This window comes from Microvirga terrae (assembly GCF_013307435.2).
In the GTDB taxonomy this organism is placed as follows: domain Bacteria; phylum Pseudomonadota; class Alphaproteobacteria; order Rhizobiales; family Beijerinckiaceae; genus Microvirga; species Microvirga terrae.
The window spans coordinates 4,380,310-4,402,495 of sequence record NZ_CP102845.1 but is presented as its reverse complement, the minus strand read 5'-3'; the positions used below and the strand labels follow the sequence as shown (position 1 = coordinate 4,402,495).

Genomic DNA, 22,186 nt, shown 5'->3' with positions numbered 1-22,186 from the left:
CGGGTCAAAGTCCTGAACTGTGATATTGCGGTTGAGCGCCGCTTGCGAAGCCTCTATTTGGTAAAGGCGACGATGGGTCGCGTGAACCATGACTGACGTGAAATCGCAAGAGAAAGCTGACCGGCTGAAGGCGGCCTTGAAAGAGAATCTCAAGCGTCGGAAGGCTCAGGCCCGGGGACGTCAGGCTGCAAAGCCATCCGGAAACGAAGCCGGAGGCTTGGGCGTTTCCGCCGAGCGCGACAAGCCGTCCGACTAGCTTAGAACGCTCAAGGCGCGCATAGCGCATGGCTCGACAAGATACTGCAAAGGGAATTCGATGGATCGCATTCGCATCCGGGGCGGCGCGCCTCTCAACGGCTTGATTCCGATTTCAGGTGCCAAGAATGCGGCCCTGCCACTGATGATCGCCAGCCTGCTGACGGAGGAAAACCTGGAACTCGGCAATGTGCCCCGGCTCGCCGACATTTCCTCCCTCCTGCGGATCATGAGCAATTTCGGCGTCGACCATTCGATCGCCGGCCGCCGGCCGGGCCAGTCCTCGGAAACGGGCCAGACCATCCGCCTGACCGCCAAGAACGTCATCGACACGACCGCTCCCTACGAACTGGTTTCGACCATGCGGGCGAGCTTCTGGGTCATCGCCCCCCTGGTGGCCCGGTTCGGCCATGCCAAGGTGTCCATGCCCGGCGGCTGCGCCATCGGGACCCGGCCGGTCGATCTGCTCATCATGGCCCTCGCCAAGCTTGGCGCGGCCATCGAGATCGAGGCCGGTTATGTGGTGGCGACAGCCCCAAAGGGGCTTATCGGTTCCGAGATCGACTTCCCAAAGGTGACGGTCGGCGGAACCCATGTGGCCCTGATGGCGGCGACACTTGCTCAGGGCACCACCGTGATCCGCAATGCGGCCCGCGAGCCGGAAGTGGTGGATCTGGCGGAATGCCTGATCAAGATGGGGGCCAGAATCCAGGGGGCCGGCACTTCGGAGATTATCGTGGAAGGCGTGACCAGCCTCGGCGGCGCTTCCCATGACGTCATGCCGGACCGGATCGAGACCGGAACCTACGCCATGGCCGTGGCCATGACGGGCGGCGACCTCATCCTGGACAACACTCGGTCCGAGTACCTTCAGGCCGCCCTCGACGTGCTGGGGCAGGCGGGTGCCGAGGTGTCCCCGACCCATGGCGGCATCCGTATCCGGCGCAACGGAAATGGGATTCAGCCGGTAGATGTTACCACAGATCCCTTCCCAGGTTTCCCAACCGATCTGCAGGCCCAGTTCATGGCCCTCATGACCCGGGCGAACGGGACGTCCCGCATCCGCGAGACGATCTTCGAGAACCGCTTCATGCACGTGCAGGAGCTCGCCCGCCTGGGCGCCCAGATCCGCCTGGACGGGGACAGCGCCTATGTGGACGGCGTCGCCGGCCTCAAGGGGGCGCCGGTCATGGCGACGGATCTGCGTGCCTCCGTGTCCCTGGTCATCGCAGGGCTCGTGGCCGAAGGCGAGACCACAATCAACCGGGTCTATCACCTGGACCGGGGCTTCGAGGCGCTTGAGGCCAAGCTCGCCCGTTGCGGCGCTCAGATCGAGCGCCTGAGAGGATAGGGATCGGGAGGGGCCGGCTGAGGCAGCCGGCCTTTTCCATGAGGAGGCATGAAGAAGAAGCCGCCCTGGGCAGGTTGCGCTGGGGCCAAGGGCTCTCTACCTAAACCTTAAAGTTCAACAATAGGTTGGTGGCCCATGGACCTCCTGAGACTTGTCGCTTTCGATCCGGAAGATCTTGCCGTCATCTCCGCCCACCTGCAGGATTCGCTGCTGCGGGTGGGAGACATCGCCTATCTGCCCCGGGAGCGGCGCTTCGCCATCCAGACGCGTCGCTATGACTGGGAGGCGGCGACCCCCCAGCGCCGGCTGACCTGCATGCATTTTGAGAATGTCACGGGCGTACGGGTCCGCGGCATCGACCAGACCAACAAGGATGCGGTTCTCAACCTTCTCGCCATCGCGTTCGAGGAGACCAGCGCCCCGTCGGGCACTGCCACCTTGATCTTTGCGGAAGGTGGAGCCATCCAGGTGGACCTGGAGTGTATCGAAATGCAGATGAAGGATACCGGCCCCGTCTGGGCCGCGGAAAGCCGCCCTTCGCACGAAGAGCCGGTCCAATCGGCGGGGCGCTTGTAATGGCGCAGAGGCTCGATGCGCGGGAGCCATCCTTCCCGCAGGCATTCGCCGCGCTCCTCTCGGCCAAGCGCGAGGTGTCGGAGGACGTGGACCAGGCCGTTCGCGCCATCATCGAAGACGTGGTCGTCAAGGGCGACGAGGCCCTGATCGACTTCACCTATCGCTTCGACGGACTGGCGCTCCAGCCCGAGACCCTGCGCATATCGGCTGCCGAGATCGACGCCGCCGAGGCCCAGTGCTCGAAGGAGGCCCTGGACGCCCTGGCTTTGGCGAAGGAGCGCATCGAGACCTACCACCGGGCGCAGCGCCCGCAGGACAGCATGTCCACGGACGCGCTCGGAGTCACCCTGGGCTGGCGCTGGACCGCGCTGGAATCCGTCGGCCTCTACGTGCCCGGCGGGCGTGCCAGCTATCCGTCCTCGGTCCTGATGAACGCGGTTCCGGCGAAGGTCGCGGGCGTTCCGCGCCTCGCCATGGTGGTGCCGACCCCGAAGGGCGAGACCAATCCGCTCGTTCTCGCGGCCGCGCGCCTCGCCGGCGTCGACGAGGTCTTCCGCATCGGCGGAGCGCAGGCGGTGGCGGCACTCGCCTACGGGACTGAAACGGTGCGGCCCGTCGCCAAGATCGTCGGCCCCGGCAATGCCTATGTGGCGGCCGCCAAGCGCCGCGTCTTCGGTCAGGTCGGCATCGATATGATCGCCGGCCCCTCCGAGGTTCTGATCATGGCCGACGCCCATGGCAATCCCGATTGGATCGCGGCCGATCTCCTGGCTCAGGCCGAGCACGATCCGGCCGCCCAGTCGATCCTCGTGACGGACAGTCCCGCTCTCGCCGACGCCGTGGAGAAGGCCGTCGAGCAGCAGCTCAAGACCCTGCCGAAGGCGGAGATCGCCGGCGCGAGCTGGCGCGATTACGGCGCCATCATCCTGATCGACCGACTGGAGAACGCCATTCCCCTCGTGGACCGGCTCGCTCCCGAACATCTGGAGATCGAGACGGAGAACGCGGAGGAACTGGCCGCCAGGGTGCGCAATGCCGGTTCGATCTTCCTTGGCAGCCATACGCCGGAAGCCATCGGCGATTATGTCGGCGGCCCGAACCATGTGCTGCCCACGGCCCGCTCCGCCCGCTTCTCGTCGGGCCTGGGCGTGCTTGACTTCATGAAGCGAACCTCGATCCTGAAATGCGATGCGGACGCTCTGCGGGCGCTCGGTCCCGCGGCGATCACGCTCGGGCGGTCGGAAGGGCTGGAGGGGCATGCGCGGTCGGTCGCGATCCGCCTGAACCTGTAACGGCGAGGGGACGGGATGGCGAGCGAAGCGAAGGAGCGGACCCGGCTGGTTGCCGTCACCCTCGACGAATCCTCCATCGGTCGAGGCAACCCCGATCAGGAGCACGAGCGGGCCATCGCCATCTACGACATCCTTGAGGAGAACACCTTCGGCCTGCCGAATTATGACGGGGGCCCCTATGCCCTGCGCATCTCGCTCATCGAGAAGAAGCTCTGTTTCGAAGTGACCGCTCAGGACGGTGCGCATCTCGTCTCGCATCATCTGTCCCTGACGCCCTTCCGGAAGGCCATTCGCGATTACGAGATGATCTGCGACAGCTATTATCAGGCCATCCGCTCGGCCTCGCCGGCGCAGATCGAAGCCATCGACATGGGGCGGCGCGGATTGCACAACGAAGCCGCCGAACTCCTGATGAAGCGTCTCGATGGCAAGCTGATCCTCGATTTCAATACGGCGCGTCGCATCTTCACGCTGATTTTCGCGCTTCACTGGAAGGGCTGACGCTTGGACGAGCGCTTGGACGAGCCCCGCTCGAAACGGATCCATTCCGTTCTGTTCGTCTGCGCCATGAACGCGGTGCGCTCGGTGATGGCCGAGGCCATTGCGCGGCACTATTTCGGCAAGTCGATCTATGTGCAATCCGCCGGTGTCCGCAAGAGCGACACGGATGCCTTCACGGCATCGATCCTGTCCGAGATCGGCATCGATGGATCCAAGCACAAGCCGCGCACGCTCGAGGAGCTGGAGGAGTGGGAGGGTCTCAACTTCGACCTGATCATCTCGCTCTCGCCGGAGGCGCATCACGCGGCGCTGGAACTGACCCGCACCATCGCGGCCGAGGTGGAATATTGGCCGACCCCGGATCCGACGATCACGCAGGGCTCGCGCGAGCAGGTGCTCGATTCCTACCGCAACATTCGCGACGGATTGATGTACCGCATCCGCCTTCGCCTCAAGCAGGGCTCAGCCAAGCATCCTGATGACGGAGAGGGTGCCTAGTCCCACGAGCAGGCCCACGATGTCGATCCGCGTCACGGCCATGGCGACGATCGCCGCCGCGAGGGCGGCCATCGCAGGAAAGCCGTTGTCGATGACCACGGGCAGGATCGTCGCCAGGATGATGGAGCCGGGAAGGGCGCGAAGTCCCCGCTCGATGCGCGGCGTCAGGCGGACCCGGCTCATGACGGCGACGCCCGCGATGCGGCACAGATATGTCACGACGGCCATGGCCCCGATGGCGAGGACGGAGCCCCAGGGGCTCGCGATGACGCTGCCGAGCGTGGTCATTCGATCAGCATCCCGGCAGCAACCCCGGCCAAGGCGCCGGCGATGATGAAGACATAGCCGGGGACGAGCGCGTGAACGATCAGGGACACGATGCCCGCGACGAGCCAGGGCAGGGCGGGCTTCGCGCCTTTCCACAAGGGAACGAGCATGACGCCGAAGAAGATCGGCATGACGAGATCGAGGCCGAAGCGCCTCGGCTCCGGCACGAGGGCTCCGGCAAAGAAACCCGTGAGCGTCGCGACGAGCCACACCAGCCAGAGGATGATCCCGCACCCCAGGAGCACACCCACATCGCGGCCGCCCTCGCCGTGATAGCGGGTACCGACGAGCCAGCCGGCCTCGGTGAGAAGGAAAAGATTGAAGGCCGTGCGAGCGAGCGGCTCATCCTTGAGCCAGGGCTGGAGAGTGGCGCCCAGAAGGATCAACCGTGCATTCACGACGGCCGTGACCATCATGATCGTGAGGATCGTCGAAGGCGTCCACGCCTTTTGCCAGATCTCGAGCCCGACCATCTGGGAGGCGCCGGCATAGACGAAGGCGGAGAGACCCAGTGTCTCGCCGAGCGACAGGCCTTTCTGGGCCGCCGCCGTGCCGAACGCCACGGCAAACATGATGAAGCCGGGAAAGGCGGGCAGGGCGGCGCGGGCGCCGTGCCGAAGCCCGGCCGTGGAAAAATGAGGGCGGAGAGCGGGAGACATGAGCGTCACGCTCTGTGCCTTCCCATCTCTCCGCCGTCAATCGAGGATTGATGATCTCGGATCGATGGTCCGATTCAGCCGATCGCCGCGGTGACGTGCGGCGCGACCTCGATCCAGCCCTCGTAGATCATCTTGAGCGCCACGTAGAGGATGATCGCAAGGCCCACATAGGCGATCCAGCGGTAGCGATGGAGCAGGCGGGCGATGTACGAGGCGGCAATGCCCATGAGGGCAACCGACAGAATGAGGCCGAAGGCCAGGATGTAGGGGTGCTCGCGGGCGGCCCCGGCCACGGCCAGGACGTTGTCGAGGGACATGGACACGTCCGCGATGATGATCTGCCAGGCGGCCTGGGCGAAAGTCTTGCGCGGGGCGCCGCCGGCGACGGTGCCGTCCTGGTTGATGTCCCGGCCCTCGAGAGCCTCCTCGGCGGCCTGCTCCTCCTGCTCGTGACCGGTGCGAAGCTCGCGCCACATCTTCCAGCAGACCCACAGAAGGAGAATGCCGCCGGCCAGGAGAAGGCCCACGATCTGGAGAAGCTGGGTGGTGACCAGCGCGAACACGATACGCAGGACCGTCGCGGCGAGAACGCCGAGAAGGATTGCCTTGTTGCGCTGTTCCTTCGGAAGGCCGGCCGCCGCCAGGCCGATGACGATGGCGTTGTCGCCGGCGAGCGCGAGATCGATGCCGATGACCATCAGGAAGGCGACGACCTCGGGACCGAAAAACTGCGAGAGATCAAACATGCAGAGCCTCATCTGTCGGGTGAGGGGCAAAGCATGCGAAACGCTCAAAAAGACGCATCTGGCTTTGGCTTGATCCGAAATCTCCGGATCGGAAGCCGAAATGCAGGCAAAACCGTCTGTTTGAACGAACCCAGGCCGCCCTGGTTTTCATCCAGTCCGACATCGCCGCTCCCCAAGGAGCGACCAGAGGGGCCCGGCCTGGCTACAAGGGTCCATCTAGACAAGATGCGGCGAGGGATCAAGTGATCTCCCGAAAAGGACAGGCTACTGTCCAATAGTTCAATAGACGTTTTCTCCATGGCTGTTCATTCGAGGAGGTCTTGTTGAGAAGCATTCTCGGCAGGACAACAGAAGCTTGATCCAGACTGCGGCCTCGGGCCATATCGGTCTCAATAGCCTTGGGCGCAGGCTGCGTCCGTCGGGAGGTCGTCCATGTCTGTTCTCCACGAAGGCTCCGAGCCTTCACGCCACCGCGGGCCCGTGCGGGCCCCGCAAAGCCTGGCCGGTGGCCTTCTTCTCGTTGCGCTGGCTGCCTTGGCGCTGTGGCTGACGCGGGATCTGGACCAGGGTACGCTCAATGCCATGGGGCCGGCCATGCTGCCGCGCTGGCTCGCCATCGGAGTCGGTCTGTCGGGCCTGGCGCTGCTCGCCGCCGCCTTCCTCAAGGACGGCGATCTTCTCGAGCGCTGGAGCCTGCGCGGTCCGGTCTTCGTGATCGGCGCCATCGTGGCCTTCGCGCTCACCATCCGCGGCTACTCCTTCGGATCGTTCGGCATTCCTGGTCTCGGCCTCCTGGTCGCGGGTCCGCTCGCCATCATTCTGGGCGGCTTCGCCACCCCGGAGGCGCGCCTGCGCGATCTCGTCATCCTGGCGCTCAGCCTCACGCCCTTCTGCATGGTGCTGTTCGGCGATCTGCTCAACCTGCCGATCCCGGTCTTCCCGCAGGCGCTCACCGGGCTCTTTCCCGCCGACTGGTCGCAGAAGGCGGTGCTGCGGGCCTGTGCCGCCATCATGGCCATTGCGGCCGTCGTCGTATTCCTCACAACCCGCAATCGGCGCCGTGGCCCGATTGACGTCGCCGACCACAGCGGGAGGATCTGATGGGTGATTTCGTCTCCAATCTCAGCCTTGGCTTCGGGGTTGCCCTGTCGCTCCAGAATCTGGGCCTCGCCTTCCTGGGCTGCCTTGTCGGCACCCTGATCGGCGTGCTGCCCGGCGTGGGGCCGATCGCCACCATCGCCATGCTGCTGCCGATCACCTTCGGGCTCGACCCGGTCGGCGCGCTGATCATGCTGGCGGGCATCTATTACGGCGCCCAGTACGGCGGCTCGACCACGGCGATCCTGGTCAATATCCCCGGCGAGGCCACCTCCGTGGTGACCGCCCTCGACGGCCACCAGATGGCCCGCCAGGGCCGCGCCGGCGTCGCGCTCGGCATCGCGGCCATCGGGTCGTTCTTCGCCGGCACGGTGGCGACGCTCGTCATCGCGGCGCTCGGCGCACCGCTCACCGGCTTGGCCCTGGTGTTCGGTCCGACCGAGTACTTCTCGCTCATGGTCATGGGTCTGGTCTTCGCCGTGGTGCTGGCGCGCGGCTCGATCCTGAAAGCCATCGCCATGATCCTGGTCGGCGTGCTGCTCTCCACCGTCGGCACGGATCTCGAGACCGGCGAGGAGCGCATGACCTTCGGGCTGCCGTTCCTGGCCGACGGCATCGACTTCGCCGTGCTGGCCATGGGCATCTTCGGCATCGCCGAGATCATGCGCAACCTCGACCACACCGAGCACCGGGACGTGGTGCGCCAGGCCATCGGCCGCCTGCTGCCCAACAAGGACGACTTCCGGCAATCCTACAAGCCGGTGCTGCGCGGGACCTTCATCGGGGCCATCCTGGGCATCCTGCCGGGTAACGGCGCGGTGCTCGGGCCGTTCGCCTCCTACACGCTGGAAAAGAAGCTCGCCAAGGATCCGCGCCGCTTCGGCCGCGGCGCCATCGAGGGCGTGGCAGGTCCTGAGAGCGCCAACAATGCCGGCGCGCAGACCTCGTTCATCCCCCTGCTGACGCTCGGCATCCCGCCGAACGCCGTGATGGCCCTGATGGTCGGCGCCATGACCATCCACGGCATCATCCCGGGCCCGCAGGTGATGACCAAGAACCCGACCCTGTTCTGGGGCATGATCGCCTCCATGTGGGTGGGCAACCTGATGCTGCTCATCATCAACCTGCCGCTGGTGGGCATGTGGGTGCGGCTTCTGAAGGTGCCGTACCGGCTGATGTTCCCGGCGATCCTGATGTTCTGCGCCATCGGCATCTACTCGATCAATTCGCTGCCGACCGATGTGATGTTCATCGGGCTGTTCGGGTTCGTCGGCTACGTGCTGATCAAGTTCGGCTTCGAACCGGCTCCGATGCTTCTGGGCTTCGTGCTCGGCAAGCTGATGGAGGAGAACCTGCGCCGCGCGCTCATCATCTCGCGTGGGTCGATGGAGACCTTCATCGAGCGTCCGATCAGCGCCGGCCTGCTCGCCGTCGCGGCCATCCTGCTCGTGATCGCCCTCCTGCCGTCCATCCGCAAGGGTCGCGACGAGGTGTTCACGGAGTAGCTTGCCTTCGATCGCCTCGAGCCCACATGTAAGGCCATAACTTTTCCAGGGAGGAAAACTGATGAAGAAGGTTGTACTGGCTCTCGCCGCTGTCGCCGGCTTGGCCGCAACGGGCGCCCAGGCCCAGAACTACCCCACCCGGCCGGTCACCATGATCGTGCCGTTCGCAGCCGGCGGCCCGACCGACGTGATCGCCCGCATCGTCAGCGACCACATGAGCCGGACGCTCGGCCAGCAGATCGTGATCGAGAACGTGGCGGGTGCCGGCGGCACCACGGGCATCACCCGCGCGGCGCAGTCTCAGCCCGATGGCTACACCATCATGATGGGCCACATGGGCACCCACGGCGCCGCGCCGGCCCTTTACCCGAACCTGAAATACGATCCGGCCAAGGACTTCGCGCCCATCGGCGTGGCGGCCGGCACGCCGATCGTGATCGTGGCCCGGAAGGACTTTCCGGCCAATGATCTCAAGGGCTTTCTGGATTACGTGAAGACCAACGGCGACAAGGTGAACATGGCCCATGCGGGCGTGGGCTCGGTCTCCCATTCCACGGGCATCTTCTTCAATTCCGTGGTCAAGGTGAAGCCCACCATGGTGGCCTATCGCGGCACGGGCCCGGCCCTGAACGACCTCATGGGCAACACGGTCGACTTCATGACCGACCAGATCGTCAACGTGGCGCCGCAGATCCAGGGCAACAACATCAAGGCCTTCGCCATCGCGACTCCCGAGCGCTCCCCGGTGCTGCCGAACGTGCCGACCACCAAGGAAGCCGGCCTCGAGGGCTACGAGGTCAGCGCGTGGAACGCGGTCTTCGCGCCCAAGGGCACCCCGCCGGACGTGGTCAAGAAGCTCAGCGACGCGCTCATCAAGTCCCTCGAGGACGAGAACACCAAGAAGCGCCTTCTCGATCTCGGCGGCGTGCTGCCGACCGCCTCGGAGCGGACCCCGGAGGGGCTCCAGAAGCTCGTCGAGAGCGAGGTTGCCCGCTGGACCCCGGTCCTCAAGGCGGCCGGCGCTACGGCCGAATAAGCCGGCGGCAGCTTGAGCATTCGCAGCGGCGGGCCTTCGGGCCCGCCGCCGTCATTTCGGGCCCTGAGTTCTCGAACAGGGCTTGAAATTGCCCGCCTGGACGATTACACCCTGCCTCACGTGCAGCCGTAGCTCAGTTGGTTAGAGCACCAGATTGTGGATCTGGGGGTCCCCCGTTCGAGCCGGGGCGGCTGTACCACTTCAAAGTCAAGGACTTAGCATCTCGTAGGTTCGAAGTGTTTTTCCCGAGAAATTCGTTCCGGGTAACATCTGGGGTAACGCGTTGCCCGTTTTTGGAGCCTTGTGGCTGGACCGGTTCCGTCACGCACACAGGTTTCATATAGACCCCACCCCCATGAATGGGGCGACCCACTCACAAATCCTCGTCAAACATTGTGGTCACTGTTGTTAGGCCTCATGCGGCAGGGGTAGATCCTGAACAGTCTCGAGGCTCATTTGAAGATCATCCTGGGGATAAGCCACCCACGCCCGTTCTGGGAACACCACACCCATCGAAAGAATAGCTCCAGGTTCAGGTGCCCAAAGGAAGGCTGTGGGGAAACCTCAACTCACCTTCGAGACCAAAAGAGCTAGGAGGCCCTTTGTCCTATAACCCGGGACGTTGCTGGATATGCCGATGAGAAACTCGACGCGATATTCGAGCGGGTTGCACCGAAGCAAGAACAATCAAGGTTGAACTGCGAGAATACCTGTACCGACCAATTTGATGACGATGTTCGTTAACTTTCTAATTGAAGTTGTGCTCGGGGTGAAATGCCAAGCTCTGCCGCAAGAGGTGGAAAGATTGTTGTGGTAACGCGCTCCTCGACTTGGCTTTTCGTAAACCAGCCGACTCGATCGATCAGATGTGGCTCTGAAACGACTGGCTCACCGCTTAAGTGCGAGCAAAGCCAGTAGGATATCTCCTTCTTGACATCTGGGTGATACCATTGACCGATTTTGTGAAAGGCGGCGCATTCAATTCCGGCTTCTTCCTTGACCTCCCGCTCTGACGCAGCTTGTTCGGTTTCGAAGCTGTTGATCTTGCCTCCAGGAAAGCTCCATCGGAGGTTGCCAACCGCACGCTTCCTACGGATCATTAGGACCCTTCCATCAGGTCGCATTACCACTGCCACTACGACTTCAGCGCCCATGTGATCTCCTGAATGTTAGGTCATGTTTTCAAGTAATGACTTGATCCGACTATCTACATCTAAGGTGAAGCGACTTAACGCTTCTCTCGGGCTAACCCATTCTACGAGATCATTCTCTTTCGGATCACCATTCACTGCATCTCCATCCTTCCAATCAGCGAGAAAGTAATGAAGATGCACCATTTGTTCTTCGTGGAACCGATCTCCAATCTTTGAAACGATAACGCAACTAACGCCGGTTTCTTCCTGCACCTCTCGAACTGCTGCGTCCTCTGGTCTAGTGTTTGGCTTGATCTGGCCGGCTGGAAACTGCCAGGTCGGGCTGCTGCTATCAATGCGCCGCACCAAAAGTACTTGACCATCTTTTCTAACAACAGTCACAGCAACCTCTCGCCCCTTAACCTCGGGATTCGGCTCGTGTGCTCGGTAGATAACAAAAAGTTCTTCCTCTCCTGCTTCCTTAGCAAGCGTTTTGACACCAAGAGATGACCATTTGAACAGATTTTGCTGCTCTCTGTTCAGCGCAACAATGAAATCGTTTGTGGCCCAAACTTGCCCAGGCGTCACCATTGGCTCGATTCGTGCAGCAAGATTGACAGCCCTTCCGATAATCATTCCCCTCTCCGAGAACGCATCCTTACCTTTATAGATGGAACCCATGTGAATTGAAATTCGTGCGTCAATCATTGGAAGCTGGTGACTGTCCCAATCAAATGCTCGAAGGAAATCGCGGATTCCAACAGCGGTCTGCGCCATGCACTTGATGTCCTGCATCGCTATCACTATCGCATCGCCCCATGTATTGATGTAATCAGGTCCATGTTTAAGGGCCATATTGGCAAGCTCAGGTAAGACATTCTCGCCAAACGACCTCAACTGTGGCTCGCTCATTGAGCTATAGCCTTTCAGGTCGAGGAACATGATCCCGGATATAGTGCGGGTAAAAGAATTATTTCCTGATGAACTATTATAACGACGTTTCGTTTTTCTCTGCGCCATCTATATTTCTCCATCTGTCGAATGACGAAGTGACAATCCAAAGACTGTTGCGAGACGACAGCTCTCTAGTCCTGCTCCTGATTCACTCTATGTTACCTTAGAACGCATCTGCGCAATAGTTGGTACCGAGGAGGCCTTTAAGTTCTCAGGTGGCCGTAGGAATCTCAGCACTGTCAATCGACCTCTTTTGGTCTCTGGCCTACGCCTGAGCATCAGCCTTGGTGGCAAATGTCTTTGAGGACGGCGCATTATCCTCACGGCGCACCTGTGCTTGCCAAGAGGAGCCACGCTTATGAATGGAGATCATACTTAAGATCTATCCAGCCGTGACAACGCTGTGACGGATGGGTCGACTTGATGTTGAGGGTGCCCAGCTCTGTTTCGGAAACTTCAAGGATTTCTCTCAAGTTAGAGTTTGGTGGAACTGAGGGGTCAGTTGGGGGGATGTAACAGAGGTGAGATTGCCAGTGGCTAAAATGTTTCGCATTGCAAAAATTTGCAGCACCCAATTGCTTGTTACGCTTCGATGCTTTGTGATCTTCGCCCTTAACAATGAGAGGTCGAGGAAGCGCAGTGGCACGTGGACGTAAACCTGGAACCAAAAATGACGCAGGGAAGCCGGCGAAAACTGCACAATCTATCGAGACGACATTATGGGCTGCCGCTGACAAGCTGCGCGGCAATATGGACGCTGCCGAATACAAGCATGTCGCGCTTGGGCTCATCTTCCTCAAATATATCTCAGATAGGTTCGAGGCGCGCCGGCAGCTCGCCGCAAATGACCCTGAGGAATGTGTCCTGGTCGAGGATCGCGATCTCTATCTAGCCGACGGCATCTTTTATGTGCCTGAGAAGGCTCGCTGGTCCTATTTGAAGGAGAACGCCACCAGTGCCGACCCGACCATTGGCGCGCTCATCGACCGGGCGATGATCGACATCGAGGCGGAGAACCCCAGCCTGCGCGGCGTGTTGACGAAGAATTACGCCCGTCAGGAGCTCGATCAGACTAAGCTGGGTGACGTGCTCAAGCTCTTTTCAGACATCAAGTTTGAGGACGCACACAAGGGCCAACACTACATTGGCACTTTCATCAGTGATCCAAGAGTGAAGCGGGCGCGGCAGAAGGGACATCGCAGGCGCATGGCGTGCGTGATGTGATCAAGCAGCATGCGCCGAACGGCCGGTAAGCTGGGTTGTGGCGGTGGCCCGCCAGCCTTTCTTTTTTCCCCCTGTGGCGGCCTGCAGCCGCAGATGCTGCAAGAACAAATACGCGATCAGGGTCAGCAAGGCATGCCGGTGCAACCCGCGCCACGAGCGGCCCTCGAAGTGATCCAGCCCGAGCTCTTCCTTGAGCTGCTGGTGCGCCTGCTCGCACACCCAGCGCGCCTTGATCAGGGCCGCCAGCTGCTTCAGGGCTGTGTCCGGCGGAAGGTTGGATAGGTAGTACTTGCGCTCGCCCGACGAGCGATGCTCGCCCACGAGCCACACTTCGTCACCCGGCAGATGCTGATTGGCCTGCCCGTGCAGACGAACCGCAGGCCCATCGGCGACCCGCACGCGCACGGCCGCGAACTTCGCCTTCAGCGGGCCTTTGGTGCCGCGTCGCCACGTGATCCGACGCCAGGAGGCCTGCGCCAGCATGGCTTCAGCCGTCACCGCCTCCTGATCCGGGATCTGTCGCGTGCGGGAGCGGCCACGGGAGGGCGGACTTGGGATCATCTGCACATCCGCCGCATACACCTTCTGGATCCGCACGGTGCCCACGGCCCAGAGCAGCCCGAGTGCCGAGAGCGCCTGGCGGAAGGGCCCGCTGATGCCATAGCCGGCATCCGCCAGCACGGCTCCGAAGCTGACGCCCGCTTGCATGACCTGCTGGAGTTCCGCCAGCGCGATCTCGGGCTTCGAGCGCTGCGTCCAGAACGCCTCGGGCACGCCGGCGTGGTGCAGGCGCGCGGGATCCTGGATCCAGGTGTCAGGCAGGAACAGCCGCAGCACGATCGGGACCGGCACCTCGCCCTTGGCGAGGGTGAGCGAGACCAGGCACTGACAATTCGCGTTCTTGCCCACCACTCCGGCATATTGCGAGGTGACGCCCACGGAATGGGAGCCCTTCTTGAGCAGCGCCGTGTCGTCGATCACCAGGATGGCCTCAGGTCCGCCGACCAGCCGGTTGGCCTGGGCCAGCAGTTCGGCTTCGAGCGGCGCCTCGTCCCACGGGCCCACGGCCACGAAGTGATGCAGTTGATCATAGTCAGCCGGCGCCACCCGCGCCGCCATCGGCTGCAGGCTCTTGCGTTCGCCGGGACCGATCAGGCCAGCGACATAGAGCGGGCACATGCGCCGCCGAGCCGGATGATGAAGAGGAGTGAGGAAAGGTTCAAGCCAGGACTGGAGTTCATGCTCCCACGCCACTGAGGTGCTCATGACAACCTCCTGCGGATGATCCTTCAGGGAAGACGTCGGCAGGCCTCGCGGGGTTCCTCATGCCTGCCAAAGTAGTGCCAAGACGTATTAGCACTACATTGGCACTTTCATCAGTGATCCAAGAGTGAAGCGGGCGCGGCAGAAGGGACATCGCAGGCGCATGGCGTGCGTGATGTGATCAAGCAGCATGCGCCGAACGGCCGGTAAGCTGGGTTGTGGCGGTGGCCCGCCAGCCTTTCTTTTTTCCCCCTGTGGCGGCCTGCAGCCGCAGATGCTGCAAGAACAAATACGCGATCAGGGTCAGCAAGGCATGCCGGTGCAACCCGCGCCACGAGCGGCCCTCGAAGTGATCCAGCCCGAGCTCTTCCTTGAGCTGCTGGTGCGCCTGCTCGCACACCCAGCGCGCCTTGATCAGGGCCGCCAGCTGCTTCAGGGCTGTGTCCGGCGGAAGGTTGGATAGGTAGTACTTGCGCTCGCCCGACGAGCGATGCTCGCCCACGAGCCACACTTCGTCACCCGGCAGATGCTGATTGGCCTGCCCGTGCAGACGAACCGCAGGCCCATCGGCGACCCGCACGCGCACGGCCGCGAACTTCGCCTTCAGCGGGCCTTTGGTGCCGCGTCGCCACGTGATCCGACGCCAGGAGGCCTGCGCCAGCATGGCTTCAGCCGTCACCGCCTCCTGATCCGGGATCTGTCGCGTGCGGGAGCGGCCACGGGAGGGCGGACTTGGGATCATCTGCACATCCGCCGCATACACCTTCTGGATCCGCACGGTGCCCACGGCCCAGAGCAGCCCGAGTGCCGAGAGCGCCTGGCGGAAGGGCCCGCTGATGCCATAGCCGGCATCCGCCAGCACGGCTCCGAAGCTGACGCCCGCTTGCATGACCTGCTGGAGTTCCGCCAGCGCGATCTCGGGCTTCGAGCGCTGCGTCCAGAACGCCTCGGGCACGCCGGCGTGGTGCAGGCGCGCGGGATCCTGGATCCAGGTGTCAGGCAGGAACAGCCGCAGCACGATCGGGACCGGCACCTCGCCCTTGGCGAGGGTGAGCGAGACCAGGCACTGACAATTCGCGTTCTTGCCCACCACTCCGGCATATTGCGAGGTGACGCCCACGGAATGGGAGCCCTTCTTGAGCAGCGCCGTGTCGTCGATCACCAGGATGGCCTCAGGTCCGCCGACCAGCCGGTTGGCCTGGGCCAGCAGTTCGGCTTCGAGCGGCGCCTCGTCCCACGGGCCCACGGCCACGAAGTGATGCAGTTGATCATAGTCAGCCGGCGCCACCCGCGCCGCCATCGGCTGCAGGCTCTTGCGTTCGCCGGGACCGATCAGGCCAGCGACATAGAGCGGGCACATGCGCCGCCGAGCCGGATGATGAAGAGGAGTGAGGAAAGGTTCAAGCCAGGACTGGAGTTCATGCTCCCACGCCACTGAGGTGCTCATGACAACCTCCTGCGGATGATCCTTCAGGGAAGACGTCGGCAGGCCTCGCGGGGTTCCTCATGCCTGCCAAAGTAGTGTTAGGCAGGGTTTATGAGTACTTCCTTGGCGAATTCGCCAAGCTCGAAGGCAAGCGGGGTGGGCAGTACTACACGGCAGGTTGCGTAGTAAAGCTGCTCGTCGAGATGCTTGAGCCCTTTAAGGGCCGCGTTTACGACGCCTGCTGCGGCTCTGGCGGCATGTTCGTGCAGTCTGAGCGCTTTGTGGAGGCACACGGCGGCAAACTGAACGACGTATCAGTATTTGGGCAGGAGTCGAACCCTACCACGTGGCGGCTCGCCAAAATGAACCTCGCCATTCGTGGGATTGAAGCAAATCTCGGCCCAAAATGGGCGGACACATTCCACGAGAACCTGCATCCCGGTCTGAAGGCCAGGTATATTCTTGCCAACCCACCCTTCAACGACAGCGATTGGGGCGGCGATAAGCTAAGATCCGGTGACCGCTGGCAGTTCGGAGTGCCGCCTGCGGGCAACGCTAACTTTGCATGGGTACAGCACATAATCCATCACCTCGCGCCAGACGGGTACGCGGGCTTCGTGTTGGCGAACGGATCGCTTTCAAGCCAGCAATCGGGTGAAGGCGATATTAGGCGTAAGATCGCCGAGGCCAACCTTGTCGACTGCATTGTGGCGCTCCCCGGTCAACTCTTCTCCACCACCCAAATCCCAGTTTGCCTCTGGTTTCTGACACGGGATAAGTCAAATGGCTTAGTGCGCGACAAGGCACTCAGGAGCCGCATGGACGAAGTGCTTTTCATCGACGCACGCGCCCTTGGCACTATGGAGACCCGTACACTCAAAGTGCTGACTGACGAGGACATTGCCAAGATCGCAGACACCTACCATGCCTGGCGTGAGGCAGGAGGTCAGTACAAGGACATTCCGGGCTTCGCTAAATCTGCGACGCTGGCGGAGATAGCTGAGCAGGGTTTCGTACTCACACCGGGCCGCTATGTCGGCACGCCGGAGGCTGAAGGGGAAGACGAGCCCTTCGAGGCCAAGATGATGCGGCTTACTAAGGCACTGCACGACCAGATGGCCGAAGGCGAAAGGCTCGACGCAGGTATCCGTAAGGTACTTGGGAGCGTCGGCTATGGCTGGTAATCCCACAAGGACCGTCGAAGAGCTGCAAGCCGAAGGCGTGATTTTTGTCGAGGACGGGAATCACGGTGAATACAGACCGTTACCTCACGAGTTTGTTCCGTCCGGTATGGCGTTCATCCGTGCGGCCGACCTCAAAGATGGAAACGTCATGTTCTCGACATGCGAGCACATCAATGATGCTGCGGCAGCGCGTGTCCGCAAAGGAATTGGTGCTCCCAACGACATCATTTTGTCTCACAAGGGTACAGTCGGCAAGATAGCTCGAGTGGGCCAAAATCCTCCAGCATTTGTCTGTTCCCCGCAGACTACTGTCTGGCGATCTCTCGATCCAAATAAGCTGGACCGTGCCTATCTCTATGCTTTTATGAGATCATCAGAGTTCGCGAAGCAACTCTATAAGGTGCAAGGGGAGACCGACATGGCTCCCTATGTGAGCCTAACCGCACAACGCCGATTTTCCATTCCTCTTCCGCACATCGACACTCAGCGTTCAATAGGAGAGATCACTTCAACTCTAGATAACAAAATAGAGCTGAACCAACGGATGGCTGAAACGCTAGAGGAGATCGCACGGGCACTGTTCAAGAGCTGGTTCGTGGATTTCGATCCCGTTCGCGCCAAAGCCGAAGGTCGCCCAACCGGTCTCCCAGATGACATCGCGGCCCTGTTCCCCTCCTGCTTCGGCGACGACGGTCTGCCAGAGGGGTGGAGTACCGCTCCGTTTGGCGAACTGTTCGAGGTGCGTAGCGGCAATACCCCAAGTACCGACAAGCCAGAGTATTGGGGCGAAGAGCATTCCTGGGCGACGCCGCGTGATCTTTCTCGCCTCAGCTCGCCCATCTTACTCGCAACTGAGCGCCAGCTTTCGAAAGCAGGGCTTGAACAGTCAAACTCTGGACTGCTTCCACCACGCTCAATCTTGCTCTCAACGCGCGCGCCAATTGGCTATCTCGCCTTCGCCGTTGTTCCGGTCGCGATAAACCAAGGCATGGCAGGCATCGTCGCGAAGAAATGGTCTACGTCATACGCTTGGCTATGGTGCGAGCAGAACGTCGATATGTTTATCTCAGTGGCAGGAGGTTCAACGTTCCCGGAGATTAGTAAGGGAACGCTGAGGTCCTTGCCAATGCTCGCGCCACCCAATGACATTATTGAAGCCTTCTCTGGACGGGCTGATGAGCTTGTTTCACGCATCATCAATCTTGCTAAGGAGAGCCAAACACTTGGAGAGTTGCGGGACATCCTGCTTCCAAAGCTAATCTTCGGTGAGCTGTCTATCCAAAGTTCGGCCGAAGCGGGAGTGGCTGCATAATGGCACAGGAGTTCAAACTACAGCTCATTCGAGCACTCATTGTCGAACATCCGGATAGGGCTGCTCCATTACAACGGCCCGTTGAAGCGTTGGAAGCAAGCATCGAAGGTGAACCAGAGATGTGTCTCCACCGCGTCCGATCGCTTTTCGAAGTTGCGCACCACACCCTTGCCCCACATCTCGGCGTAAATCTTGCAGAACAGACGGAGTTCCCCGCACGCACGAGCCGCATACTCAAGGCAATGGACTTCTCCATTGCAGGACATCCCGATGCTGAACGGATCGGAGCAACTATTCAGAAACTCCTCGGATCAATCAATGGGATGGCAGGCGCGCTATCTGAACTTAGTAACTACCGTAATTTACGTCACGGTGGTTCACCCGATTGGTCTAGCCTTGGCAGGCAACATGCCAAGATGCTTGGCGGACTGTGTGACAGCCTTGTTTCGTTTCTCTTTGACGTAGCTTGGACCCGGTCCGTCGCTGCTCCCGAGCAGCGAGCTCCCTACGATACATACCCTGCCTTCAATGAATTTATCGATGAATTCTATGGAAGCTTCGAGGTTGATGAGGCCCAATACTCTGCCAGCCAAGTCCTCTATGCACTTGATGAAACGGTCTATGAGACAAAAAAGACCGCTTGGCTGACTGAGATAGGGACTGAGGATGAAGGCAAGGAGGCTGCCGCGTGAGCGACACATACGAGCTGCCATCCGATACACAGCGTTTGGGGCTTGCCGAGGCAGCGGTTGAGCTCGCTGCCCTATCATGGTTCGAGCTGATCGGTTGGAAGACCGTGCCCGGAGACTACCTCGCTCCTGATGGTCCAATGGGTGCTCGAACGGACTATCGCCAAGCCATCCTTGAGCCTGAGCTGCGTAGCGCCATTGCCCAGCTCAACCCTGAGGCTACGGCAGCTATGGTCGACGGAGCAATCCGCAAAATCATGGCCGTTCCTAGTCAGGATGTGGTTGAAAACAACCGCCTCTTCCATCCTTTCCTCGTCTCTGGAGTACCAGTTGAGGTCAATGAGCGAGGCGAGTCGCGCACAGTCGGATTGAAGCTTCTCGATCGAGAGACCCCGCTCGCAAATAGGCTACTGGTGGCGAACCAGTTTATCGTCAAGAGCGACCACGGCACTGTACGGACCGATGTTACGGTGTTTATCAATGGTTTGCCTGTCGCCGTTCTCGAACTCAAAAGCCCATCCGACGCAAATGCGACCCTGGAAAAGGCTTTCAATCAGCTTCAGACGTATCGCTTGAAGGTCCCAGAGTTGATGCGATGCAATCAGGTGCTTGTTATCAGCGATGGGACGAACGCGCGCATCGGCTCACTGACGGCGGGACTTGATCGTTTCACTCATTGGCGCACCATCAACGGCACAGACCGTGATGACGCAGAGCGCTCCGAACTTGAAGTTCTGATCCGGGGTGTCTTTGCCCCGGAACGGTTCTTAGACCTCATTGTTGATTTCGTAGCCTTCGAGGTAAAGGACGGCGTCGTAAAATCCAAGAAGCTCGCCGGTTATCACCAATTCCATGCAGTGAAGAAGGCACTTACATCCACACTCGCTGCCTCTCAATCCGGCACACGCAAGGGTGGCGTTATCTGGCACACACAAGGATCGGGCAAGTCCCTGACCATGCTGTTCTTCGTGCGTCAGCTGCAGCTTGCAAAGCCGCTGAAGAACCCCACCATTGTGATGGTGACGGATCGCAATGATCTTGATGACCAGCTCTACGGCACATTTGCAGATCATGGGGCAGCCCTGCGAGGGACACCACGGAAAGCCGCGACAGCGGAGGAGATGCGCAGCCTGCTAACAGTCGATATCGGGGGACTCGTCTTCACCACCATCCAGCGCTTCCGCGGCGAGGATGGAGAGCACCCGTTACTAACTCACCGTAGCAACGTCATTGTCATCGCAGATGAGGCGCACCGCACCCAATACGGATTTAAAAAGAAGTATGTTGAGCGCGACGGCGGGATGCACGAGGCTGTCGGCTTCGCAGACTATTTAAGGCAGGCACTGCCCAATGCCATCGTGGTTGGTTTTACTGGAACGCCTATCGAGGAGAAGGATCGCGACACATACGGCACTTTTGGAGAGGTGATCGATACCTATGACATGACAAGGGCGGTCAAGGACAAAGCGACGGTGCCGATCCATTACACTGCCCGGCTTGCTAAGCTCCACCTTCATCTGAGTGATGATGATAGGACAGAGCTCGATACGCTCGCCGAAGAGCTCTCCGAAGGAGATGACGCGGTAGCAGAACGCGTCAAGGGAAAGCTCGCGCGCTTCGAGGAAATCGTTGGGGCTCCTGACCGCATCGCTAAAATTGCTGCCGACGCTGTGGAGCACTTCGAGAAACGCCGGGAGGCCATGGCCGGCGGCAAGGGTATGATCGTCACTATAAGCCGCCGCGTGGCGGTGATGTTGTATGACGAGATCGCAAAGCTACGCCCTGGTTGGGTGTCAGCAGATCCCCGGGATGACAATGCTGGGCTTCTCAAGGTGGTGATCACTGGAAACCGGGCGGATGATCCCGCGTCATTGCAACCTCATCTGCGAACCAAGGCGCGTCTTGAAGCGCTGGCGAACCGCTTCAAGGACCCTAACTCCAGCTTCGATCTCGTGATCGTTCGGGATATGTGGCTGACTGGATTTGATGCGCCGTCGCTGCACACCCTATATATCGATAAGCCTATGCGTGGGCATGGCCTCATGCAGGCCATCGCCCGCGTCAACCGCGTCTGGGGGGATAAGCCTGGCGGTCTTATTGTAGACTATCTTGGGATCGGGACGGAGCTTCGGGCGGCTCTTGGCAAATATACTCAAGGCGACAGAGACCAAGTGCGCATGGACTCAGACGAGGCCGCGCGCCAAACCTTCTTGCACTTGGAAAGTGCCCTCGCGCTACTGGAGGGCGCCCCATGGCGAGAGTTCTTTGGCGCCCCGCCGACGGGAAAGCTAACAATCCTAAAGCAGTGCCTTGAGCAGCTCCTTGCTAGCGGTCGACGTGACATCTTTATCGAAACAGCACTCAAGCTCGAAGTTGCTTACGCCATCAGTGCGGGTGATGAACGCGTAACAGCTCGCAGTGGCGAAATCGCATTGATAGCGGCTCTGAGAGCGAACCTCGTCAAATACACCTCTGGCGATGGCCGTAGCCGAACGGCTGTAGAGCATGACATACGCCAGCTTCTTTCGCGCGCTGTGATGGCGGATGGTATCCTTGATGTGTTTCGGTCGGCAGGGTTAGATCAGCCAGACCTGTCTATTTTCTCGGAAGAGTTCCTATTAGAGGTTCGAGCGAGCAAACAGAAGAACCTCGCCGTCGAGACACTCAGGCGGTTGCTTGCGGACGAGATTAAGGCTCGTGCAAGGACCAACATCGTGCAGTCCGCGAAGTTGACGGAGCGCCTCGATCAGACACTCCGCAAGTATCACAATCGCGCGGTTGACAGCGTTCAGGTCATTGAGGAGCTCATCGCGCTCGCAAAGGAAATGCAGGAGAACACTTCGCGAGCCAACGAGCTAGGCCTCTCACAAGAGGAGGTCGCGTTCTATGAGGCGCTCGCTGAGAATGGGTCGGCAAAGGAGTTGATGGCGCACGAGACATTGCGGACGCTCGCCCAACTCCTAGTACAGACCATTCGGGCATCCGCTACCATTGACTGGACACGAAAGGAAGGTGTTCGCGCAAAAATGCGGATTGAAGTGCGCAAGCTGCTTGCTCGCTACGGTTACCCTCCGGACCTGCAGAAGGCGGCTGTCGACCTCGTCGTGCGTCAGGCTGAAGCCATTGCAGCAGACTGGGGTTGAGGTAATCTCTTTTA

The 22,186-nt window shown here is 60.8% G+C and carries 20 protein-coding genes and 1 tRNA gene; 14 read left to right on the top strand and 7 right to left on the bottom strand.

Translation table 11 applies throughout. From position 1 onward, the window contains the following. Positions 1–316 precede the first annotated feature (316 nt). The 5 genes from murA (at position 317) to HPT29_RS20675 (ending at position 4,473) form a co-directional block, all read left to right on the top strand. A complete protein-coding gene (murA, locus tag HPT29_RS20695; RefSeq protein WP_173945750.1) occupies positions 317–1,606 on the top strand; it encodes a UDP-N-acetylglucosamine 1-carboxyvinyltransferase in 1,290 nt (429 codons plus the stop codon). A gap of 135 nt (positions 1,607–1,741) precedes the next feature. Then, the gene (locus HPT29_RS20690) at positions 1,742–2,182 is read left to right on the top strand and encodes a DUF2948 family protein (RefSeq protein WP_173945751.1); all 441 of its coding nucleotides are present in this window, start codon (positions 1,742–1,744) and stop codon (positions 2,180–2,182) included. Further along, the gene (gene hisD, locus HPT29_RS20685) at positions 2,182–3,474 is read left to right on the top strand and encodes a histidinol dehydrogenase (protein WP_173945752.1); all 1,293 of its coding nucleotides are present in this window, start codon (positions 2,182–2,184) and stop codon (positions 3,472–3,474) included. The genes HPT29_RS20690 and hisD overlap by 1 nt, the downstream gene beginning before the upstream one ends. A 15-nt stretch (positions 3,475–3,489) precedes the next feature. Next, positions 3,490–3,975: a UPF0262 family protein gene (locus HPT29_RS20680; RefSeq protein WP_173945753.1), complete on the top strand. Its 486-nt coding sequence runs from the start codon at positions 3,490–3,492 to the stop codon at positions 3,973–3,975. Between the two features lie 66 nt (positions 3,976–4,041). Beyond that, the gene (locus tag HPT29_RS20675; protein ID WP_247654428.1) at positions 4,042–4,473 is read left to right on the top strand and encodes an arsenate-mycothiol transferase ArsC; all 432 of its coding nucleotides are present in this window, start codon (positions 4,042–4,044) and stop codon (positions 4,471–4,473) included. On the opposite strand, the gene HPT29_RS20670 is transcribed toward HPT29_RS20675, so the two are convergent. The 3 genes from HPT29_RS20670 to HPT29_RS20660 all read right to left on the bottom strand — a co-directional run bounded on the left by HPT29_RS20670 (position 4,438) and on the right by HPT29_RS20660 (position 6,205). Then, a complete protein-coding gene (locus HPT29_RS20670) occupies positions 4,438–4,761 on the bottom strand; it encodes an AzlD family protein (RefSeq protein ID WP_173945754.1) in 324 nt (107 codons plus the stop codon). The two genes, HPT29_RS20675 and HPT29_RS20670, sit on opposite strands and share 36 nt — an antisense overlap. Further along, entirely contained in the window at positions 4,758–5,459 is a 702-nt protein-coding gene (locus HPT29_RS20665; RefSeq protein ID WP_173945755.1) for an AzlC family ABC transporter permease, read from the bottom strand. The genes HPT29_RS20670 and HPT29_RS20665 overlap by 4 nt, the downstream gene beginning before the upstream one ends. A gap of 74 nt (positions 5,460–5,533) precedes the next feature. Next, a complete protein-coding gene (locus HPT29_RS20660; protein WP_173945756.1) occupies positions 5,534–6,205 on the bottom strand; it encodes a TerC family protein in 672 nt (223 codons plus the stop codon). A 432-nt stretch (positions 6,206–6,637) separates the two neighbouring features. On the opposite strand from HPT29_RS20660, the gene HPT29_RS20655 reads away from it, so the two are divergent. The 4 genes from HPT29_RS20655 (at position 6,638) to HPT29_RS20640 (ending at position 10,043) form a co-directional block, all read left to right on the top strand. Then, entirely contained in the window at positions 6,638–7,306 is a 669-nt protein-coding gene (locus HPT29_RS20655; protein WP_173945757.1) for a tripartite tricarboxylate transporter TctB family protein, read from the top strand. Then, positions 7,306–8,808 (top strand): tripartite tricarboxylate transporter permease, encoded by a 1,503-nt coding sequence (locus HPT29_RS20650; RefSeq protein ID WP_173945758.1) that lies wholly within the window; start codon positions 7,306–7,308, stop codon positions 8,806–8,808. The genes HPT29_RS20655 and HPT29_RS20650 overlap by 1 nt, the downstream gene beginning before the upstream one ends. A 61-nt stretch (positions 8,809–8,869) precedes the next feature. Continuing rightward, positions 8,870–9,844 (top strand): tripartite tricarboxylate transporter substrate binding protein BugD, encoded by a 975-nt coding sequence (locus tag HPT29_RS20645; RefSeq protein ID WP_173945759.1) that lies wholly within the window; start codon positions 8,870–8,872, stop codon positions 9,842–9,844. Positions 9,845–9,966: 122 nt separating this feature from the next. Next, positions 9,967–10,043 (top strand) — tRNA-His (locus tag HPT29_RS20640). Positions 10,044–10,584: 541 nt separating this feature from the next. Here the strand turns inward: HPT29_RS20640 and HPT29_RS20635 are convergent. Then, positions 10,585–10,998, bottom strand: a complete 414-nt coding sequence (locus tag HPT29_RS20635) for an NUDIX hydrolase (RefSeq protein WP_173945760.1) — start codon at positions 10,996–10,998, stop codon at positions 10,585–10,587. A gap of 15 nt (positions 10,999–11,013) precedes the next feature. Continuing rightward, positions 11,014–11,997, bottom strand: coding sequence for an NUDIX domain-containing protein (locus tag HPT29_RS20630; protein ID WP_173945761.1), 984 nt, complete (start codon positions 11,995–11,997; stop codon positions 11,014–11,016). 573 nt (positions 11,998–12,570) lie between these two features. Between HPT29_RS20630 and HPT29_RS20625 the strand changes: the two genes are divergently transcribed. Beyond that, positions 12,571–13,155, top strand: coding sequence for a type I restriction-modification system subunit M N-terminal domain-containing protein (locus tag HPT29_RS20625; protein WP_210271947.1), 585 nt, complete (start codon positions 12,571–12,573; stop codon positions 13,153–13,155). On the opposite strand, the gene HPT29_RS20620 is transcribed toward HPT29_RS20625, so the two are convergent. After that, the gene (locus HPT29_RS20620; protein WP_173944988.1) at positions 13,156–14,421 is read right to left on the bottom strand and encodes an IS701 family transposase; all 1,266 of its coding nucleotides are present in this window, start codon (positions 14,419–14,421) and stop codon (positions 13,156–13,158) included. Between the two features lie 178 nt (positions 14,422–14,599). Next, positions 14,600–15,865, bottom strand: coding sequence for an IS701 family transposase (locus HPT29_RS20615; RefSeq protein WP_173944988.1), 1,266 nt, complete (start codon positions 15,863–15,865; stop codon positions 14,600–14,602). A gap of 59 nt (positions 15,866–15,924) precedes the next feature. Here HPT29_RS20615 and HPT29_RS20610 point away from each other — a divergent pair, with 59 nt between their 5' ends. Genes HPT29_RS20610 through HPT29_RS20595 form a run of 4 tightly spaced genes read left to right on the top strand, consistent with a single transcriptional unit; the run spans position 15,925 to position 22,172 of the window. Next, positions 15,925–17,028, top strand: coding sequence for an N-6 DNA methylase family protein (locus HPT29_RS20610; protein WP_173947234.1), 1,104 nt, complete (start codon positions 15,925–15,927; stop codon positions 17,026–17,028). After that, entirely contained in the window at positions 17,018–18,340 is a 1,323-nt protein-coding gene (locus HPT29_RS20605) for a restriction endonuclease subunit S (protein WP_173947233.1), read from the top strand. The genes HPT29_RS20610 and HPT29_RS20605 overlap by 11 nt, the downstream gene beginning before the upstream one ends. Continuing rightward, the gene (locus HPT29_RS20600) at positions 18,340–19,032 is read left to right on the top strand and encodes an abortive infection family protein (RefSeq protein WP_173947232.1); all 693 of its coding nucleotides are present in this window, start codon (positions 18,340–18,342) and stop codon (positions 19,030–19,032) included. The genes HPT29_RS20605 and HPT29_RS20600 overlap by 1 nt, the downstream gene beginning before the upstream one ends. Further along, the gene (locus HPT29_RS20595) at positions 19,029–22,172 is read left to right on the top strand and encodes a type I restriction endonuclease subunit R (RefSeq protein WP_210272071.1); all 3,144 of its coding nucleotides are present in this window, start codon (positions 19,029–19,031) and stop codon (positions 22,170–22,172) included. The genes HPT29_RS20600 and HPT29_RS20595 overlap by 4 nt, the downstream gene beginning before the upstream one ends. The last annotated feature ends 14 nt before the right edge of the window (positions 22,173–22,186 follow it).

Coding starts and splice junctions, on each gene's coding strand:
- HPT29_RS20670 (WP_173945754.1), bottom strand. CDS start 4,761: ATGACCACGCTCGGCAGCGTCATCGCGAGCCCCTGGGGCTCCGTCCTC.
- HPT29_RS20675 (WP_247654428.1), top strand. CDS start 4,042: ATGAACGCGGTGCGCTCGGTGATGGCCGAGGCCATTGCGCGGCACTAT.
- hisD (WP_173945752.1), top strand. CDS start 2,182: ATGGCGCAGAGGCTCGATGCGCGGGAGCCATCCTTCCCGCAGGCATTC.
- HPT29_RS20680 (WP_173945753.1), top strand. CDS start 3,490: ATGGCGAGCGAAGCGAAGGAGCGGACCCGGCTGGTTGCCGTCACCCTC.
- HPT29_RS20605 (WP_173947233.1), top strand. CDS start 17,018: ATGGCTGGTAATCCCACAAGGACCGTCGAAGAGCTGCAAGCCGAAGGC.
- HPT29_RS20620 (WP_173944988.1), bottom strand. CDS start 14,421: ATGAGCACCTCAGTGGCGTGGGAGCATGAACTCCAGTCCTGGCTTGAA.
- HPT29_RS20690 (WP_173945751.1), top strand. CDS start 1,742: ATGGACCTCCTGAGACTTGTCGCTTTCGATCCGGAAGATCTTGCCGTC.
- HPT29_RS20660 (WP_173945756.1), bottom strand. CDS start 6,205: ATGTTTGATCTCTCGCAGTTTTTCGGTCCCGAGGTCGTCGCCTTCCTG.
- HPT29_RS20635 (WP_173945760.1), bottom strand. CDS start 10,998: ATGGGCGCTGAAGTCGTAGTGGCAGTGGTAATGCGACCTGATGGAAGG.
- HPT29_RS20655 (WP_173945757.1), top strand. CDS start 6,638: ATGTCTGTTCTCCACGAAGGCTCCGAGCCTTCACGCCACCGCGGGCCC.
- HPT29_RS20600 (WP_173947232.1), top strand. CDS start 18,340: ATGGCACAGGAGTTCAAACTACAGCTCATTCGAGCACTCATTGTCGAA.
- HPT29_RS20665 (WP_173945755.1), bottom strand. CDS start 5,459: ATGTCTCCCGCTCTCCGCCCTCATTTTTCCACGGCCGGGCTTCGGCAC.
- HPT29_RS20615 (WP_173944988.1), bottom strand. CDS start 15,865: ATGAGCACCTCAGTGGCGTGGGAGCATGAACTCCAGTCCTGGCTTGAA.
- HPT29_RS20650 (WP_173945758.1), top strand. CDS start 7,306: ATGGGTGATTTCGTCTCCAATCTCAGCCTTGGCTTCGGGGTTGCCCTG.
- HPT29_RS20630 (WP_173945761.1), bottom strand. CDS start 11,997: ATGGCGCAGAGAAAAACGAAACGTCGTTATAATAGTTCATCAGGAAAT.
- HPT29_RS20610 (WP_173947234.1), top strand. CDS start 15,925: ATGCCTGCCAAAGTAGTGTTAGGCAGGGTTTATGAGTACTTCCTTGGC.
- HPT29_RS20645 (WP_173945759.1), top strand. CDS start 8,870: ATGAAGAAGGTTGTACTGGCTCTCGCCGCTGTCGCCGGCTTGGCCGCA.
- murA (WP_173945750.1), top strand. CDS start 317: ATGGATCGCATTCGCATCCGGGGCGGCGCGCCTCTCAACGGCTTGATT.